The organism is Bacteroides sp. L008 (assembly GCF_040812255.1).
Taxonomy (GTDB): Bacteria; Bacteroidota; Bacteroidia; order Bacteroidales; family Bacteroidaceae; genus Bacteroides; species Bacteroides vicugnae.
Genome location: NZ_JBFNXO010000001.1, coordinates 2383466 through 2403071, shown reverse-complemented (window position 1 = coordinate 2403071; position 19606 = coordinate 2383466). Strand labels below are relative to the sequence as shown.

The 19606-nt window shown below is 40.3% G+C and carries 9 protein-coding genes; 7 read left to right on the top strand and 2 right to left on the bottom strand.

Annotated elements, in window-relative coordinates; translation table 11 throughout:
• Positions 1 to 28 precede the first annotated feature (28 nt).
• Positions 29 to 1207: an ATP-binding protein gene (locus AB3G73_RS09750; protein WP_008651863.1), complete on the bottom strand. Its 1179-nt coding sequence runs from the start codon at positions 1205 to 1207 to the stop codon at positions 29 to 31.
• A 162-nt stretch (positions 1208 to 1369) separates the two neighbouring features.
• On the opposite strand from AB3G73_RS09750, the gene AB3G73_RS09745 reads away from it, so the two are divergent.
• Positions 1370 to 2569, top strand: a complete 1200-nt coding sequence (locus AB3G73_RS09745; protein ID WP_342989638.1) for a hypothetical protein — start codon at positions 1370 to 1372, stop codon at positions 2567 to 2569.
• Positions 2570 to 2623: 54 nt separating this feature from the next.
• On the opposite strand, the gene AB3G73_RS09740 is transcribed toward AB3G73_RS09745, so the two are convergent.
• Entirely contained in the window at positions 2624 to 4180 is a 1557-nt protein-coding gene (locus AB3G73_RS09740) for an ATP-binding protein (protein WP_195649701.1), read from the bottom strand.
• A 363-nt stretch (positions 4181 to 4543) separates the two neighbouring features.
• Here AB3G73_RS09740 and AB3G73_RS09735 point away from each other — a divergent pair, with 363 nt between their 5' ends.
• The 6 genes from AB3G73_RS09735 (at position 4544) to AB3G73_RS09710 (ending at position 19606) form a co-directional block, all read left to right on the top strand.
• Positions 4544 to 5743 carry a glycoside hydrolase family 88 protein gene (locus AB3G73_RS09735; RefSeq protein WP_217721201.1) on the top strand — a complete coding sequence of 400 codons (1200 nt, stop codon included), beginning with the start codon at positions 4544 to 4546 and terminating at the stop codon, positions 5741 to 5743.
• Positions 5744 to 5870: 127 nt separating this feature from the next.
• Positions 5871 to 9956, top strand: coding sequence for a hybrid sensor histidine kinase/response regulator transcription factor (locus AB3G73_RS09730; RefSeq protein WP_217721200.1), 4086 nt, complete (start codon positions 5871 to 5873; stop codon positions 9954 to 9956).
• Positions 9957 to 10115: 159 nt separating this feature from the next.
• Complete coding sequence (locus AB3G73_RS09725; protein ID WP_254883731.1) at positions 10116 to 11534, top strand: alpha-L-fucosidase; 1419 nt, start codon at positions 10116 to 10118, stop codon at positions 11532 to 11534.
• A 37-nt stretch (positions 11535 to 11571) separates the two neighbouring features.
• Positions 11572 to 14817 (top strand): SusC/RagA family TonB-linked outer membrane protein, encoded by a 3246-nt coding sequence (locus tag AB3G73_RS09720; protein WP_367744667.1) that lies wholly within the window; start codon positions 11572 to 11574, stop codon positions 14815 to 14817.
• A gap of 10 nt (positions 14818 to 14827) precedes the next feature.
• On the top strand, positions 14828 to 16600 hold the full coding sequence (locus tag AB3G73_RS09715; RefSeq protein WP_320980561.1) for a RagB/SusD family nutrient uptake outer membrane protein: 1773 nt from the start codon (positions 14828 to 14830) through the stop codon (positions 16598 to 16600).
• Between the two features lie 24 nt (positions 16601 to 16624).
• Positions 16625 to 19606 (top strand): SusC/RagA family TonB-linked outer membrane protein, encoded by a 2982-nt coding sequence (locus AB3G73_RS09710; protein ID WP_217721198.1) that lies wholly within the window; start codon positions 16625 to 16627, stop codon positions 19604 to 19606.

The following is a 19606-nucleotide window of genomic DNA, read 5'->3' as shown; positions in this document are numbered from 1 at the left end:
AAATTAAATATTTAAGTAAATAAATCTTTTAATATAAAAAGCCGAACATCCAGAGAGGTATCTGGTTGCCCCGACCTATTTCAGCCTTATGCAACGCGTACGTCACATTCGGATTGTTCTTGATCTTTGCGCCTTCCTGGCAAATTTTGAACGGCATTACTTCGTCCACCATAAAAGAGACGTTTTTATCTCCTTTATGTACCTTATGGTCTTTCCATAAAGAATTTGCAAAGAATGTGTCGAGCACATCCTGCTCCTCCACTTTCACCGGATAGATGGAGTACATCAGGTTGGAGTTGTGCATCATTATCTTCGACGGTTTTTTAGGGAATTCTTCCCCTTTCGGATAAACCAGATTAATGAGTCGCGCATCTGCCAGATACTTGATATAGTTCATCACCGTGGCGCGAGATGTCTGTATGTCGCTTGCCAGTTGGCTCACATTCGGAGCCTTCGGTCCGTCGACAGCGAGCAAATATAGCAATTTTTTTATCTTTGAAAGATATTTCAGTTCAATTTGTTTGATGAGCAGGATATCTACTTCTACCATCATGTTCATTGTTTTCAGCAGATTCTCCGAAAAGTTACGCTTCTCGAGGAAGAATGGATAGAATCCATGATGCAGGTAATCCTGGAAGTAATCCAGCGGACGAACTTTGGAGAGTACTCCTTTGGCAATCTGTTCGTGAGTGCTAAGAATTTCTTCGAGGCTGTATGCCCTGAATTTCATGCCTGTCTGCAAGTTCAGGAATTCACGGAAAGAGAATCCGCGCAGGTTATAGCTCTTTGCAATATCACGCAGTTCAAGATTTTCCTCTTTCAGTCGCATTACGGATGAGCCGGTAAAGACAATCTTCAAATTAGGAAAACGGTCGTAACACATGCGCAACTCTCTGCTCCATTCCGGGTGTTTGAACACTTGGTCGATCAACAATACTTTTCCACCACGTTTCTGGAATTCGTTAGCAAAATCTACAATGCTGTGGCCAGAGAAGTAGAAGTTGTTCATGTTGATGAACAGGCAGGAGCGGTCGTTCCCGAATTTTTCTTTGGCGTATTGGAGAAGGAAAGTGGTTTTTCCTACGCCACGTGTCCCTTTGATACCAATCAGGCGGTCGCTCCAGTCGATCTCGTCCATAAGATCGCGGCGAACGGGGGCATTGGTGTGCTCAACGAGGTAGGCGTGTGTGCGATAGAATGATTCCATTTCAGTTCTTTGTTTTTCGGGTGGCAAATATACTGCTTTTTTTAGGATTTGCAAAGTAGAGATGGCAAAATTGTGCTTTTAATTCCAACTTTCTGTTTATTGTAGCTATTCCTGATTATTTCCTGTATATATTTGCAGAATAAAGTTTTGAATTCGTTTAAAATGACAAAAAAGGCTCTTTATATATTCAATCCGGAACATGATTTGGCGTTAGCCAGCGGTGAAACAAACTATATGGCACCGGCTTCCGCCCGGCAAATGGCATCCGAATTGGCTTTGTTGCCGATGTGGTATGCGGAAGAGGGAAGTGTTGTTTTGGCTCCTTCCGCTTATAATCTCGACTATGTGAAGAAGATACAGGAATTATTAGGACTTTCGGTTGATTTGATGACAGAACCTGAACTTGCTTCCGAGCGGAATTTGGATATTCATCCTTGGGGCTGGGATATAGCAGTAAGAAAACGACTGTTGGATTTGGGAGTGGAAGAAAGCGAACTTCCTTCTATTGAGCAATTGGATAAACTGCGTTCTTGTTCCCATCGTTCCTGCGCTGTGGAACTATTACCACAGTTACAACTGGGAGCTTGTTTTTGTGGAGAGTCTTTTTACCTGACGATTCCCGAAGAATGGAAGTCATTTGTAGAATCACATGATACTTGTTTACTGAAAGCTCCTTTATCCGGTAGTGGAAAAGGATTGAACTGGTGCAAAGGTGTATATACTCCTTCCATTTCCGGTTGGTGCTCACGCATTGGCAATCAGCAAGGAGGTGTTATTGGTGAACCTTTATATAATAAGATGGAAGATTTCGCTATGGAATTTCGTTCTTCGGGTAACGGTAGATTTGACTTTGCCGGATATTCTCAATTCCGTACGGGTGGGAGTGGGGCATATGAGGGTAATTTGCTGATTTCGGATGCTGCCATCGAACGGAACCTTTCGGAATATATCCCTGTTGAAGAAATTTATAAGCTGCGTAACCGTCTTGAACAAGAGTTGCTTCTTCGCTTCGGAACTATTTATAATGGTTATTTGGGAGTGGATATGATGATCTGCCGTTTCCCGGATTCCCCTGTTTATCGTATTCATCCCTGCGTGGAAATCAACTTGCGGATGAATATGGGAGTGGTGGCGCGTCATATATATGACCGTTATATATATCCTACTTCGACAGGAGCTTTTCAAATAAACTATTATCCTTCGGAAGGAGCAGCTTGGAGCGCACATAAAGAAATGGAGGAGACTTATCCTTTGGAGATAGAACAAGGAAGAATAAGATCAGGCTATTTGCCATTGGTGCCGGTTCATAAAAAAAGTAGTTATCGGGCGTGGATTCTTATCTCAAAAAGCGTACATTTATAACTTTATGCATGGCATACATACATGCATCCATCCATACAGTGGTATAAAGTCTGATTATTCTACTTCTTTCACCAGCCATTTTTCTATATTCCGGGTCTTTGAGCTGAAATTAACCCCAACCTTTACAATCTTACGATTATCTTTTGCAAAGGGTAGTATATATCTTTTTTCTTCAATTTGCTGAAGAGCTTCTTCCGCACTTCCGTCAAATTTGAATTCCATTACATAAATGTATTTATCAGTTTGTACAGTAAGATCAATGCGTCCGTCAGAGGTGTGATACTCTGCCTGTACATAGAACCCCAGTAATTTGCTGACGATAAATAATACATTCTGATAATGTAATTCCAAATCGCGTATCAGTTCGTAAGGAGTGTCGGCAAAGAGACTCTGCAGACGTATGAAGAAGTCCTCATAATTACCTTCTTCTACATCATGGACGAATTCTGTAATGTAGAAAGCGGTCTTTCCTTCGTCGATTGAAGTATAAAAAGGGACTAGGTATTTAATGAATCCCTCTTCTACTTCCCGGTTGGGGAATCCTAAATAGTAGATACCGAAACGTTTATCATAATCTTTGATGGTAAGATAACCACTCTGATAAATCACGGGCACAGGATTCTTGGAAGAAGAATCAATACTATTCAGCGTATCGGAAGTCGCTTTATCATTGGCCAATTGGTGTAAGTCATAATTATCCCGTTTCAGAAGTTTGACGAGATAGGAAGGAGTACCGGTTTCAAACCAGTAATTACCGAATGACATAGAGTCGAATGTATTCAGTAAACTGAAAGGGTTATATATACCTGCCGAATCGAAAGTAAAGTGGTATCCGTCATAGCACTCTTTCAATTCTTGGCACGTCTCTTCATAGCTCATGCCTTGCGTATCTGCAAGGATATGTAAATCCGTCTCTAAATAATGGTGGATTTCTTCGTTTGTGATACCGCAAAGTTCGGTATACCGTTTATCCATAGAAATATCTTTAAGATTATTCAAATCGCTGAATACACTCACTTTCCCGAACTTTGTCACTCCTGTGAGAAAAGCGAATTGAATATACTTATCCATCGTTTTGAGTACTGAATAGAACGCTTTTAAAGTATCACGATAACTATCCTGCAATTCTTCATTCCCAATGGCCTGCAACATCGGCTTGTCATATTCATCAATGAGAATCACTACCCGCCGACCACTCTGTTCAGCGGCACGGCGAACAATGCCGAGAAAACGGAGAGGTGCACCTATTTCCACCGGATTGGATCCATATAGCGATTCCCATTCATCCAGCTTCATGTTAAGTATATTATCCAAACTTTCGGGGCTGTCATACTTCTGCGTATTTAAGTCGAGATGCAGAATGGGGTATTGAATCCAGTCTTTCTCCATTTTTTCAACAGCAAGACCTTGAAATAGCTCCTTTTTGCCTTGGAAGTAAGCTTCGAAAGTGGATAGAAGAAGGCTTTTCCCAAAACGCCGGGGACGGCTAAGAAAGTAGTAGGAACCGGATTTTACCAGTTCATACACGAATGAAGTTTTGTCTATATAAAGATAATTTTCTTTACGCAATTTTTCAAAACTCTGTATTCCGATGGGATAAAGCTTCTTCATAATATTCTTGCTTTTGTTTATTCAAGTAACAAAGATAATAATTCTTCTGTTTATCTATGCCGCTAATGATCATTTTATATGTTTCATTGGTTATCATTCTTTCGCATACAGTGTAGCTAACTTTTGGTACAGTTGCCTAGTTTGTTCGTCTATAACACTATGTAAAAGTGTCCCAACTTATTTTCAATATTGCACTATATTAGAAATAATTGTCTGAAAACGGACAACTTCCGAACAAAATCAAACTTCATCGAAACGGAAACGGACATAAAAAGATAGTTTTATAAAACCAATGCCTGTAAGTTAGTCTAACTTTGTTGCTAGTGATAGAGTGTAATAGCAGAATGAATATCTAATGAGACAATGAATAGCAAATATCTTATGGTGGCAGCGGGAATTGCTTTCCTGACTGCTTGCAATGTCCCGAGAGAAAATGAGATGAAATGGTTTGACCATGCGGTGAGTACGTCCGAACATCAATTGCTCTATATGGCAGAAAAGTTGAAACACGAACCGGATACCCTCTGTTTCCCACGTTCTCTAAAATATGGAGAATATCGGTTGGAAAAACCATCAGATTGGACTTCCGGTTTTTTCCCCGGTTCCATGTGGCTGGTGTATGAGCTTACTGCTAATGAGGAATTGGCACAACAGGCACGCTTGTATACAGACCGCCTGGAAGCGATGCAATATTACACGAAAAATCATGATTTGGGCTTCATGATGTTTTGTAGTTATGGTCAGGGCATCCGGCTGAAGCCGGAACCAGCGGACAGCCTGATTCTCGTTCACTCTTCCGAAAGCCTTTGTACACGTTTTGAACCGAAAGTCGGATTGATTCGTTCCTGGAACTTTGGTAATTGGAGCTATCCTGTCATTATTGATAATATGATGAATCTGGAAATGCTTTTCTGGACATCAGAACAGACTGGTAATCCGAAGTACAGGGAGATTGCCATAGCACATGCTGATAAAACGTTGAAAAATCATTTTCGGAGAAATATGACATCTTATCATGTAGTCAGTTATTTGCCGGAAAATGGTGTGGTTGAGTCGAAGGGAACTTATCAGGGATATGATGATGAATCGTCTTGGGCGCGTGGTCAAGCTTGGGGCCTATATGGATATACCATGTGTTATCGTTTCACAAAACAACATACCTATCTGAAAGCGGCATATAAAATCGCAGAATTTATAATGAATCATTGTCCGTCTGAAAAAGATTTAATTCCTTATTGGGATTATAATGCTCCGAACATTCCCAACGAACCTCGTGATGCTTCGGCGGCTGCCATCACAGCTTCCGCATTGTTGGAGTTGAGCGGGTATGGGGATAAAAAACAAGGGCAGAAATACTTCCATTATGCAGAACGAATCTTGAAACAGCTTTCTTCAGAAACATACTTGGCAAGGGAAGGAGAAAATCATGGATTTATTCTTATGCATTCGGTGGGAAGTTTTCCACATAATAGTGAAGTCGATACTCCGTTGAATTATGCCGATTATTATTACTTGGAAGCTTTGAAACGATATAAAGAGATCAAATCTAATGGATATATGTGATCAATGAAGCTGTTTATGGCAATTGTAGTTTGGCGATAGCCGGACTTTTAACGAATGAGTCGTTTTGGATTCTATTGGAAATGCGTATCTTTGCTTTAGTTGAAGTGTTCTTGAATTATAATTGCTTATGAAAGACCGATATATACAAATTTGTTATTTGATTGTTTTGTCCATTTGTTTCCAGTTTGTTACGATATCTACTTTATTGGCAGATGAAACTCAAATTCGTTTTAAACGTTTGTCCGTAGACGATGGTTTGTCGTACAATACGGTGCTTGCTTTAACTCAAGACCATAATAATAAAATATGGGTAGGCACTACCGAGGGGTTGAACTGGCATGATGGCTTCCGGTTTGCATCTTTTTATAAATCGTTGGGCGATACTACCAGTTTGGGGAATAACTATATCTATTCTCTCTATACCGACCGTAAAGGAACCGTATGGGCAGGGACAATGGTCGGACTTTCTCGCTATAATATTATAGGTAATGACTTTACAAATTATTCATTACCGGGCGATCAGTCGGTTCAGGTGTTTGCAATAGAAGAGCCGCTAGACAAGGAACAACTGTTGTTAGGAACGAATCGGGGATTAGTTCTTTTTGAGAAAGCAGATGGCAAGATGAAAATTCTTCCCCAGTTAAAGGAGGAGAATGTTTATTCTGTTCGTGCTATAGGAGACGGGGCATTACTTGGAACTTCAAAAGGTATTTATTTCTATTATTTTCGTAATGGTAATATTGTTCAATTGCTTCCTGAATTAAAAAATGAAGTAATCTCCAGTATCATTTATGATGATAAGACTCGGAATTGTTGGTTGGCGTCATTGACGAACGGAGTATATTTGATAGATGACAAATTTCAGGTTCGAGAACATTATAACCGGAAAAATTATCCGAAACAGTTTGTTTCTGATGCTGTCCGGGCTCTGCAACTGGATGACCGGGGAAGATTATGGATTGGAACGATAGAAGGACTGCTGATTCTCCAACCAGATACAAAAAGTATTTCGCAATATCGCTTTTCTTATGAAGACCCTTCTTCTTTGGGACATAATTCTGTACGTTCTCTTCTAAGGGACCATCAAGGAGGAATGTGGGTAGGCACTTACTATGGAGGACTTAATTATTATCATGCATTAGCTCCCGACTTTCGTGTCCTGCAACATTCTGTCTACCGTAATTCTCTGAGTGACAATACCATCAGTTGCATTGTGGAAGACCCTTTTAACCATACTCTTTGGATGGGTACAAATGATGGAGGGGTGAATCATTATGATAGGATAACAGGGCATTTTACTTGTTATTCCGGTAAAGAAAACAACAACAACTCTTTGCGGTCGAATAACATAAAATGTGTGTTTCCCGAGAAAGATGGTTCTGTGTATATAGGTATGCATAACGGAGGGTTGAGCCATTTGGACGTTAGGACCGGACGTATAAGTAGTTATGATATTCCCGGCACTACGTCGTTGAGAAATAGTTGCTATTCGCTGTTGGATGGAGAAGATGGCACACTTTGGATTGGTTCGATGGCTGGCTTATATCGTTTTGATTATCAAACAAAAGAAATGTCTTTGCATCCATTGGCTATAAGGTATCCTCAACTGAAAGATGTGCTTGTCTCTACTGTATTCCGTGATTCAAGGCGGCGTGTCTGGATTGGCACGGAAGAAAGCTTGTATATGTATGCTGATGGAGAAATGCAAGTTATGGCTGATTCGGCAGGGATTTATTCACTTGGTCTGATACAAGCATTGTGTGTATATGAAGACAGTAGCCATGCCATTTGGATAGGTACTACTTCCGGATTGTACCGCTATAAAGAAGGTTCTTCTTCCTCATGGGAGCGTTATTCTATGAACGACGGTTTGCCCAATGATTGTATCAGTGGTATTTTGGAAGATAAAAAAGGGCGGTTGTGGCTGGCTACAAGTAAAGGACTTTCTTGCTTTGATTTGCAGAAAAAGAATTTCTGTAACTATATCAAACAAGATGGATTGCCGCACAATCAGTTTATGCAGTCGGCTGTATGCAGTACTAAAGACGGCACTTTCTTTTTAGGAACTTTGAATGGGGTCGTCTTTTTCAATCCCGAACATTTCTCCAACAGTCCTTTTACTCCCAATGCGGTAATAACCGGATTGTCCATACAGAATCATCCTATAAGGCAGGCAAAAGACGGAGATATCAATTTTTATCAGGCTGACAACGGGAAGTTGTTGGGTGTCTCTTTTCCTTCGGAACTCAAAATGTTCAGAATCACTTTTTCTGTGATTAACTACCTGTCAAACAGCCGTAACAAATTTGCGTATAAGTTGGAAGGTTATGATTCGGACTGGATTTATGATGTATGGGCAGGAAGCCGTGGAGTGAACTATTGGAATTTGTCTCCGGGAAGATATGTTTTTAAAGTGAAGGTTTGCAGTGACAATGGACAGTGGTCTGAAACACCTGCGGAATTTTTTATTGATATTATTCCGATGTGGTATCAGACATGGTGGGCGAAAACTCTGTTCGTTTTCTTCATTATCGGTATTTTAGTTTTTATATTTTATTTCTTTATTGTTCGTGCCAAGATGAGAATGCAGGTACAGATTGAGCATATCGAACGGAATAAAATTGAAGAAATCAGTCAGGAGAAAGTTCGTTTTTATATTAATATGTCTCATGAACTGCGGACACCTTTAAGCCTGATATTGGCTCCGTTGGAAGAACTGCTGGGAGAAAAGAATTCTTTTGATCCCGGTGTACAACAGAAGCTGTCTTATGTTTACAAGAATGGACAAAAGTTACTGCATATCGTCAACCAGCTACTCGACTTCCGGAAAGCGGAGTCGGGGACATTACCTATCAATATAGTTTCAGGACCGGTTGAAAGTTTGTCAATGAATGTATTCAATTTATTTAAAGAGAATGCAAGGAAACGAAATATTAATTTTCATTTCCATTCGGATTTGAAAGACGAATTACTTCCTGTCGACAGGATGTATTTGGAAACCATATTGATGAATTTGCTCTCCAATGCGTTTAAGTTTACTCCTGATGGTGGAGAAATTTCATTATCATTGTGGAAAACGGAAACTGTTTATGGGCTTACGATACGTGATAATGGCATAGGAATCTCTGTGGAGAAACTTTCCCGTATTTTCGAACGCTTTTACCAAGTGGATGATAATAAGAAAGGTTCAGGCATTGGTTTGTCTTTGGTGAAATTATTGATAGACAAGCATCGGGGCACAATAGAAGTCGCTAGTGAAATCGGAAAGTTTACAGAATTTAAAGTGACTCTGCCTGCTGATATTCAGGTGTTTCCGGCTGAAGAACAAAGACAGGATAAAGAGGTGCCATTTTCTTTATCCGAACCTATGCCATCTTTGGACGTTTCATATACGGAAGAGGTTGCAGTGCCCCCTGCTGATATGGATAAACAGGATAGCTTGGAAGGGGAGGGCAGAGCGACTATCCTGCTGGTGGATGATAATAAGGAGATGGTTGATTATTTGAAAAATAATTTTAAGTCGGAGTATATCACGTTGATAGCCGGAAACGGAGAGGAAGCTTTGGAAATGATGAAGGAACAGAAAGTGGATTTAATTCTTTCTGATGTCATGATGCCGGGAATAGATGGTATTAAACTATGTGAGATTGTGAAAAAGAATATGCAAACCTGTCATATTCCGGTTATTCTGTTGTCGGCGGAAGGTAGTATCGAGGCGCAGGCTGCCGGTATTCAGGTAGGTGCGGACGATTATATCTCCAAACCTTTCTCTATGTATCTTCTGAAAGGGAAGATTAATAATATTCTGAAAGCCAGACAACGTTTGAGATATTATTATTCCAGTACGATTGATATCGATGCGGCAAAAATGACTTCAAATAAACTGGACGAAGAATTTATAACCAAAGCTATTCAGACTGTAGAAGAAAACATTTCTGATGAAGACTTTACGGCTGATGACCTTGCGGAGAAACTCTTTATGAGCCGTTCGTCACTATACTACAAAATGAATTCTATATCGGGTGAACCGCCGGCAAATTTTATTCGGCGAATACGTTTCAATATGGCTTGCAAATTATTGTTGGATGGTCGTTACTCCATATCGGAAGTGAGTGCCATGGTCGGTTTTGCATCTCGGTCTTATTTCTCTACCAGTTTTAAAAAGTATATGGGATGCTTGCCTTCGGATTATGTGAAAAAGCAGAGAAAATAGTACTCTGAAAGCTCTTCTGAATAAAATCTAAAAAACTTTGATAGTTTTTAGCACTCTTCTGGCAGTTATCGGACAAACAAAAAATGATACAAAACACCCTTTCATTCTAATCCTCATATCTTAGCGGAGGAATTTAAAACCTCTAAAACAACGATAAGTATGAGACAAATGAAAAGCATGAAAGTAGTGTTGGCTACTTTGTTCGGACTCTCTTTTTCCTGGAATGTATATGCACAGCAAAGTGATATTAAAGAACAAGGGTATGTGCATAAATCATCAACTTCCTATGAATATCCGACAGAACCGGCAGTTCTGCAGAAATTAGACCAATGGAGAGATTTGAAATTCGGTGTACTGTTCCACTGGGGACTTTATTCCGTGCCCGGAACTTTCGAGTCATGGCTGTTGTGCTCGGAAGAGAAATTTATTCCTCGCCGTACCAAAATTTTCGGTGATATGCCTTATGACGATTTTAAAAAGTGGTATTGGGGATTAAGCGAGTCTTTCAACCCAACAAAGTTTGAACCGGAAGTATGGGCAGATATTATGAAAGATGCCGGCATGAAGTATATGGTTTTCACCACCAAACATCACGACGGTTTTTGTATGTTTGATACGAAGGAGACTGATTTTTCCATAGCTAAAGGACCTTTTAAAAATAATCCTTTAAAGGATGTGGCTTATCATGTATTTGATGCTTTCCGTCAGAACGGATTTATGATAGGTGCTTACTTCTCCAAACCGGACTGGCACTGCAATGATTATTGGAGCACAGACAGGGCGACACCCACCCGGAATGTGAATTATGATATCAAACTTAATCCTGATAAATGGAAGCGGTTTCAGGAATATACAGCTAATCAAATCAATGAACTTATGACACGTTATGGCCGGATGGATCTTCTTTGGTTGGACGGAGGCTGGGTAAGAGCCCCAAAAGAAGATATAAAAATGGATCAAATCATAGATAAGGCGCGTGACAGCCAACCTGGGCTGATAGCAGTAGACCGGACTGTACCCGGCCGGAACGAAAATTATCAAACGCCGGAATTGACTATTCCTAAGCAGCAATTGGATCACCCTTGGGAAAGTTGCATCACACTGACCAATCATTGGGGGTGGTGGAAAGACGCTTCATATAAATCTGCTGCTCAAGTAATCAACATTCTCACGGAGATTGTAGCCAAAGGAGGTTCTTTGGTTTTGGGGGTAGGACCTACGGCAGAAGGCACTATCGAAGAAGAGGGAATACAGCGGCTGAAAGAGATAGGGCAATGGCTGAAAGTAAATGGTGAAGCCATCTATAATACACGTATTACCCCTGTCTATCAAAGTGAAAGTGTCTGGTTTACAGCTAATAAAGATGGAAAAACGCTGTATGCCATCTACTCATTGCCGGAGAATACGGAATTGCCGCAGAAGATTGTGTGGGAAGGAAATGAACCTATCGGCAAGATGGTACTGCTTCAAACTGGCTGTAGCGTGAAGTATCAGACTAAAGATGGCAAAGTGACGGTAATTCTGCCAAAAGGATTGAAGAATGAATCGCTGGCTTTCAAATTTAAACAGAAATCCTAATAATACTTTTTGTTTAACTATTTAACATTATCAAAGTATGAAAAACATTTTAACAGGTTGTCGCATGCGGAAGATTTTATTTATTGCCGTATGCATTAGATCGTCTTTGTGGGGGGAGGTTTGTTATTCCGCAGAGACGAGTAGTAATTGGCTGGGCAGAGACACTGGCAAAGAGTGGGTAAATTCCGGTTTACAACAGAACAATAGTATAAAAGTTACCGGAATTGTTACGAGTGAGAGTGGCGAACCTATTATTGGCGCTACTGTGCAAGTGAAAGGAACTTCCACAGGAGTTATCACAGATATTGACGGCCGTTATACAATTACGGTACCTTATGGAAATTCAATTTTATCGGTTTCATTTATTGGTTATCAATCACAAGAAATAAAAGTAAACTCCCGAAGGGGAATTAATGTACGTCTGCAGGAAAATGTTCAAAGTCTGGATGAAGTAATGGTTGTTGCTTATGGTGTGCAGAAGAAGGCCACACTGACTGGTGCTATATCGAGTGTCGGTACAGAAGCTTTACTGAAATCGCCTAGTGCCAGTGTTACCAACTCTTTGGCAGGGCAGTTGCCCGGAGTCTCTTCTATGCAGGCAAGTGGGCAACCGGGAGCTGACAATGCGAAAATATTTGTACGTGGTGTTGGATCATTGACAGAAGGGGGAGCTTCTCCGCTTATTCTTGTGGATGGTGTAGAACGTTCTTTCTATCAGATGGACCCTAATGAGATAGAATCTATTAATGTTTTAAAAGACGCTTCGGCTACGGCAGTGTTCGGTGTGCGTGGTGCAAACGGAGTTATATTGGTTACTACTCGTCGGGGAGAAGAAGGAAAAACTAAAATCTCGGTTAGTTCGAATGTCGGCATCCAGATGCCTACACGTATACTGGATGTGGCAGACAGTTATACAACCGCTTCTTTATTCAGAGAGGCTCAACGTAATGACGGAGTTGCCGATGACCAACTGGCTTTCTCGGAGTATGATATGGAACGTTTTCGTTTGGGAGATTCCCCTATTCTATATCCCAATGTGAACTGGTATGATTATTTGATGAATAAGGCTGCTGTTCAGACTCAACATAACGTCAGCATTTCCGGAGGAACAAAAGATATCCGTTATTTTGTATCGTTAGGCTTTTTGTATCAGAATGGTTTGTTTAAACAACTGGACGGGCTTGATTATAACAACAATTATAGCTATACCCGTTATAACTATCGTGCTAACCTGGATGTAAATCTCACACGTACCACTACGTTAAAATTCGGCATGGGTGGAATTGTTGGTAACCAACGTGACCCAGGAGGTAGTGGCAATGTGTGGAAACAACTGACGTGGTCGTTACCATTCTCATCTCCGGGAATTGTTGATGGGAAAAAAGTGATGACACAAAGTACACGTTTTCCCGGAGTTAAAATGGAGAATCAAGTATTTAATGGATTTTATGGGTATGGCTATGACCGCAAAGTCTCGAATAATATGACATTCGATTTGAATCTGTCTCAAAATCTGGATTGTATAACAAAGGGGCTTTCTATTGAAGTGAAAGGAGCATATAATACTGATTATTCTTACATTAAAACCGTACGGGGACATGTGGAAACGTATACTCCTTTTTATAAATCCGAAATAGACGGTTCAGGACTTGATGTGAAGGACCCTGATTTTGATAAGAGTCTTGTGTATCGGATAACAGGAGAGAATATGATGAAAACGTATGGAACCGGAGATAAAAGTCGTGCCCGTGACTGGTATGTGGAAGGAAGCATTCGTTATAATCGCAAATTCGGAGAACATAATGTCGGTGCCTTATTGCTGTACAACCAAAGTAAAAAGTACTATCCTAATTATCCTAATAAGTTTTGGGATGTTCCGACTGCTTATATTGGTTTAGTAGGTCGTTTGACTTATGATTACAGGTCGAAATATATAGCGGAATTTAATATTGGTTATAATGGTTCCGAGAACTTTGCACCGGACAAACGTTTTGGTACATTCCCTGCGGGTTCTATCGGTTATGTAATAACGGAAGAAAAATTTATTCCTAAAAATGATTTCTTAACCTATCTGAAAGTGCGTGCCTCTGTTGGATTGGTCGGTAATGACAACATGTCTAGTAACCGCTTCCTTTATTTGCCGGACTCTTATTCTATAAATAATTCCGATTGGCTCCAACAAGCCTATCAGGATAAGAACGGGTATATCTTCGGCTTGACAAATATGGCCTATCAGACAGCAGCGAAAGAACTTATGCTGGGAAATTCGAATGTAACCTGGGAAACTGCCTTAAAGCAGAATTACGGTATAGATGCTTATTTCTTCAGCGACCGTTTGAAGTTGACTGTCGATTATTTCCGTGAAAATCGGCGTGATATTCTGATACAACGTAGCACCGTTCCTTCTTTGATTGCAATGAATGGCATATTACCTGTGGTTAATATGGGTAAAGTCAATAATCACGGATATGAGGTGGATTTAAAATGGAATGATCGTATTAAGGACTTTTCATATTATATAAATACAAATATCTCTTATTCTAAAAATAAAATTATTTATCAGGATGAAATAGAACCGAACGAGCCTTATATGTGGCGTACCGGACATGAAGTGGGAGCCCGTTTTGGATATTTGGCACAGGGATTCTATAATGAAAATGACTTCGACGCGGATGGTAATGTTCGTGAGGATTTGCCTCAGCCGCAAGGGAAAAAATATCCCGGTGATATTAAGTTTGCAGATTTGAATGGCGATAATATAATTGATAATGACGACCAAACCAAAATAGGGAATCCCAAACGCCCGGTTTACACTTTCGGTTTAAATTTGGGTGGAGAATATAAAGGCTTTTTTGCTTCTATGAATTGGACGGGAGTTGCCCAATGTGATATTGAAATGGCGAATGCTTATAAGCGTCCTTTTTATGAGGGGCAGGTACTTTATCAATATATGGCTGACGGGCGTTGGACACCTGAAACAGCAGCAACGGCCATATATCCACGTTTGTCCATTGCGAGTTCGACTAATCAGGAGACATCAAGTGTGTGGCTAAAAGATGCCTCATATGTAAAACTGAAAAATCTGACGATTGGATATAATATCACTCAACAGAAGATTTTAAAAGCTATCGGTGCTTCTAAATTGACCGTTCAATTTACAGGCTATAATCTTTTGACATTTGACAAATTAAAAGTTTTTGATCCCGAAGGAGAATTGACACGTGATACGAATACGTATCCTATTATGAAAATCTTCAGTTTGGGAGTGAATGTAACTTTTTAAAATGATTATTATGAAAAACAAAAGTTTAATTATTCTATGCGGACTTCTGGCTAGCTTATTCATCGGATGTGAGGACTTGAAGTTCGGTGATAATTTTTTGGAGAAGCCCAATAGTGACGATGTATCTATTGATACGGTGTTTTCTTCCAAGAAATATGCAGACCAGGCTCTAAACCAGTTTTATAAAAGTTTGTGGGATTTTATGCCTACCTTGAGAGGGTGCCATCCGGAAGGACTTATTTTGGATGGATATACTGATATAGGATATGCACAAGTAATCTCATGGACACGTGGAGACTTTAATTCTTCTTCCAGTTGTATCAACTTTCCTTATTTCCCTTTTCATCCACAGATTACTGAGGTAACGGGAAATCCTTCTTTTGGTATCCGAAAGGCTTATATCTATATTGAAAATGTGGATAAAGTTCCCGATATGACTGCTGAAGAAAAGCGTATTCGAAAAGCGGAAGCTAAAGTAGTCATTGCTTTTCACTACACTCAAATGATTCGTTTTTATGGCGGCATGCCTTGGATAGACCATGCGTATGCGGCAGATGAGATATTTCAGTTTCCTCGTTTGACGTTAGAAGAAACAGTCAACAAAACAGTGGCGTTACTGGATGAGGCAGCAGCCGATTTACCTTGGTATACAACTGCAGAGGAATATGGACACATGACGGCTGCTGCCGCTAAAGCGTTGAAATTTCGTTTACTCTTGTTTGTCGCCAGTCCATTATTTAACAATAAGGCACCTTATTATGACGGACAAGCGGCTACTGAACTTTTAAGTTGGTATGGAAATCAGCAGGATAGTCGTTGGGAAGCTGCTTTGGAAGCAGGAAGGGAGTTTTTGCGTCTGAACAAAAAGAATAGTGATTATTATCGGATTGAAAATACAGGGAATCCCAGAGAAGACTATGTAAACGGTTATTTTACCAAAGGCAATCAGGAGGTTGTGATGGCTTCTTTCCGTTGGGGAACCTATGATGGCGTAGATAAGCCGTTCCGTATGTATGAATCCGGCTATGGTATCCCGCGTGGAAATTATGCGGATATGTTTCAATGGAAAGATGGTTCTACGTTTGACTGGAATAATCAGACCCATCGTGCGCATCCGTTTTTTGATGAAAAAGGGCAACCGAACCGTGATGTGCGTTTATATGAAAACTTGCTTGTAAACGGTGATAAATGGCAGGGACGGACAGCAGAAGTTTATAAAGGTGGACGCGAAGGATATGGTTCGGGAAGTTCTGTACAGAAGAAAACTCAATTTGGCTATGGATTCCGTAAGTTTATTCGAGATAAGAAGAATGAGATGAAAGGTAAACCCTACTCTTGTCCCTTAATTCGTATGCCTGAAATTTATTTGAGTATAGCCGAAGCTATGAATCAATTGGGAAAGGCTAATGTACCCGATGAATTTGAAAAGACCGCTTATGATTATCTGAATCTGGTATGTGAACGGGCAGGGTTACCGTCAGTAACTTCTGCTAAAGTACCGCAAGGTGATGCATTGCTGAACTACTTATTGGATGAACGTGCCCGTGAATTCGGACAGGAAGATGTTCGCTACTTTGATATGATACGTCATAAAAAAGGAGCGGAATGGGCTACACGTCCTATGGAAATGCTGGAAACGACGAAGGTGGGAAGTGGCTTCGAGTATACAGTGAGTACGCGTGATGATATTAAATATTATTGGAATGAATATTGGTATTTATTGCCATTTCCTGTGAGTGAAATCAATAAGAAATATGGATTGGTTCAAAATCCCGGCTGGTAATAAGGTTAATTAAACGATTTGATTATGAATAAATTATTATTTACGATAAGCTTGTTATTCATCTCTTCGGTAAGCCTAATGGCGCAGGAGATGATGAATGGCATTGTGAAAGATGTCTCCGGTAAACCTCTTTCGGGTGTAAAGGTATCAAAGGTAGGAGAATTCAGAAATAACAATGTCACTAATGAAGACGGTTTGTTTTCACTCATGTTGGAGAAAGGTGATTATATTGAATTAAATTATGCGGATGTAGCAACCAAACGGTTTAAAGTCACAGGGGATGCTCTGGATTTGGTGTTTGATATCAAGAAAGACGCGATTGTTGACTTGGGATTCCTAAAACGGACAGAAGATACCCAAACCCAATCTGTGACTGCTATTTATGCAGACTTATTAGAAAAGAACGCGACTTCTCCCGACCGGGTGAATAATGCACTTTTCGGATTGATATCAGGGCTTCATCTGACTCAAAAAGTTGGTTGGGATGCTAATGCCGGGATGAATATACGCGGCCGTGGTGGTTTGGCTGGCGGAGAGCCTTTGGTGTTGGTGGATGGATTTGAACGGGGACTGACTAATATGACAATAGAAGAAATAGAGTCCGTCCAAGTCTTGAAAGATGGTGCCGCTACGGCTTTGATGGGCGCCAGAGGAGCTAATGGAGTAATTTTGGTGAATACTAAAAGAGGTATTTATAATTCGTTTGATGTGGATGTGAACTATCGTCATGGTTTTGATTTCCCGATCAACCGGCCGGAAATGGCAGATGCTTATACATATGCCATGGCACAGAACGAAGCGCTGTATTATGATGGCTTGCCGTTGCAATATACGAAAGGAGATTTGGAACGATTTAAGGATAGAACGAATCCGAATTATCATCCGAACGTCAATTGGTATGAAGAAGGTACGAGGAATTTCAGCGAAAACAACCAGTTTAATGTCATGATGCGGGGTGGTGGAAAAAGAGTACGCTATATGGCATTGTTAGATTATAAGAATAAGTTTGGTTTGTTGAATGAAGATTATACTCACTATTCAGACCGTTATAATTCTCAAATACGGACTTATGAACTAGGGCTGCGTATGAATTTGGATGTGGATATCACTTCCAGCACCCAAATGAAGTTTGGCTTATATGGCATTATTGGAGAAGATAAGCGACCGAATACGGATATTAATACAATCTTCCAGAATTTTTATAAAGTACCTGCCGCTGCGTTTCCGGTGAAGACGTTGAATAACAATTGGGGTAGTAATACTCTTTTTAAGATGAATCCGATTGCAGCTATTGCAGATGTGGGATATGTACAGGAAAATCGTCGTATGTTAGAAACTGATATGCGGATTACTCAAGATTTCTCTATGTTCCTGAAAGGGTTGAGTGCAGAAGTGGCTGTCGCTTATGATAATACTGCCACTTTTCAGGATATAGGTAGTAAGACCTATAAGTATGAAGTCGGTTATCTGTCGGAAGAGGGACTCCCTGTAAGTGAAACTTATGGTACGGATAGCAAAGTGCAAATAAGTAAGTCGGCATTGTCTGCCCAATTGATACGTGCCAGCGTTGAGGCTAAATTAAATTATGACTATACATCCGGTAAGCATCAATTATCAGCTTCGGCTGTCTATCGGCAGGATATGAAAGAACCGTTAGAAAATAACGCGTCTTACTATCGGCAGAATGTGATGGGATTTGTCGGTTATAATTACGATAACCGCTATATGGTAGATGTTGTCGGCAATTATTATGGTACAAGTGTTCTGTTGAAAGGCGATAAGTTCCGTTTCTATCCGGCTGTTTCTGCCGGTTGGAATCTGGCTAACGAAGATTTCTTGAAAGGGGCTTCTAACCTGGACTTGTTGAAGCTTCGAGCTTCTTGGGGACGTTCTGCGGTAGATGAACTTGATTATGGATTGGGGAATTATTTCTGGACAGGGGGTACGGGATATCCTTTTGGAGATGGTATGACAATAGTTAATGGTCTGAAAGAACAAAGATTACCTGTATACAGCTTGAATCTGGAGACTGCTGATAAATATAATGTGGGAGTAGACGTACGTTTATGGAAGAACTTCACTGCAACGGCGGAGGTGTATTATGATCATCGTACAAATATTTTGGTCGCTAATAACAATGTGTCTGGAATTTTAGGTATCGAACCGTCGAAAGCTTGCATTGGTGAGGTAAAGAGTCGTGGTGTAGAATTAAGCTTGGGATGGAGTGGACAGCATAAAGACTTCAATTATTTTATAAATGCGAATTGGGCATTGAATGATAGTGAAATTGTTGAAAGCGGACAGGCCTATCAGCCTTACGACTATTTATATACACGCGGACATAAAGTCGGGCAACTGTTTGGATTGGAAGCCATCGGTTATTTCCGTGATGAGGAGGATATTGCCAAGAGCCCGGAACAGACATTTTCAGTGGTTCGTCCGGGAGATGTGAAATACAAAGACCAGAATGGCGATGGAAGGATAGATAGTGAGGATAAGATAGCAATCGGCAAGTCTACAACTGTGCCCGAAATGGTGTTCGGATTGAATCTTGGTTTTGAATATAAAGGGTTTGGAATAGATATGGTCTTCAATGGAGTAAGTGGACTGACCAAACAATTAAATGTAGCAAATGTGCATCAGCCATTGCGTAATGGCAATACCAATATCGCGACTTGGTATTTGAAAGATAAGATTCGTTGGACAGAAGCTATGAAAGATGTCGCCAATGTGCCCCGTCTTTCTACATTGTCGAATGAAAATAATTATCAGACTAGTACACAATGGATTGAAGATGGTTCATTCTTGAAATTACGTAATCTGAATGTCTATTATAATCTGCCGCAGAAATGGGTTAAAAAGATAAAACTAGATAAACTTCAGATTTATGCTAAGGCACAGAATGTATTTTCTATAGATAAGATTGATTATTTCAATTGTGAAGATCTGACATTGGGGTATCCGGATTTATTCTCTGTATGTCTGGGTCTGAATATAAACTTTTAA

Coding starts and splice junctions, on each gene's coding strand:
- AB3G73_RS09750 (WP_008651863.1), bottom strand. CDS start 1,207: ATGGAATCATTCTATCGCACACACGCCTACCTCGTTGAGCACACCAAT.
- AB3G73_RS09745 (WP_342989638.1), top strand. CDS start 1,370: ATGACAAAAAAGGCTCTTTATATATTCAATCCGGAACATGATTTGGCG.
- AB3G73_RS09740 (WP_195649701.1), bottom strand. CDS start 4,180: ATGAAGAAGCTTTATCCCATCGGAATACAGAGTTTTGAAAAATTGCGT.
- AB3G73_RS09735 (WP_217721201.1), top strand. CDS start 4,544: ATGAATAGCAAATATCTTATGGTGGCAGCGGGAATTGCTTTCCTGACT.
- AB3G73_RS09730 (WP_217721200.1), top strand. CDS start 5,871: ATGAAAGACCGATATATACAAATTTGTTATTTGATTGTTTTGTCCATT.
- AB3G73_RS09725 (WP_254883731.1), top strand. CDS start 10,116: ATGAGACAAATGAAAAGCATGAAAGTAGTGTTGGCTACTTTGTTCGGA.
- AB3G73_RS09720 (WP_367744667.1), top strand. CDS start 11,572: ATGAAAAACATTTTAACAGGTTGTCGCATGCGGAAGATTTTATTTATT.
- AB3G73_RS09715 (WP_320980561.1), top strand. CDS start 14,828: ATGAAAAACAAAAGTTTAATTATTCTATGCGGACTTCTGGCTAGCTTA.
- AB3G73_RS09710 (WP_217721198.1), top strand. CDS start 16,625: ATGAATAAATTATTATTTACGATAAGCTTGTTATTCATCTCTTCGGTA.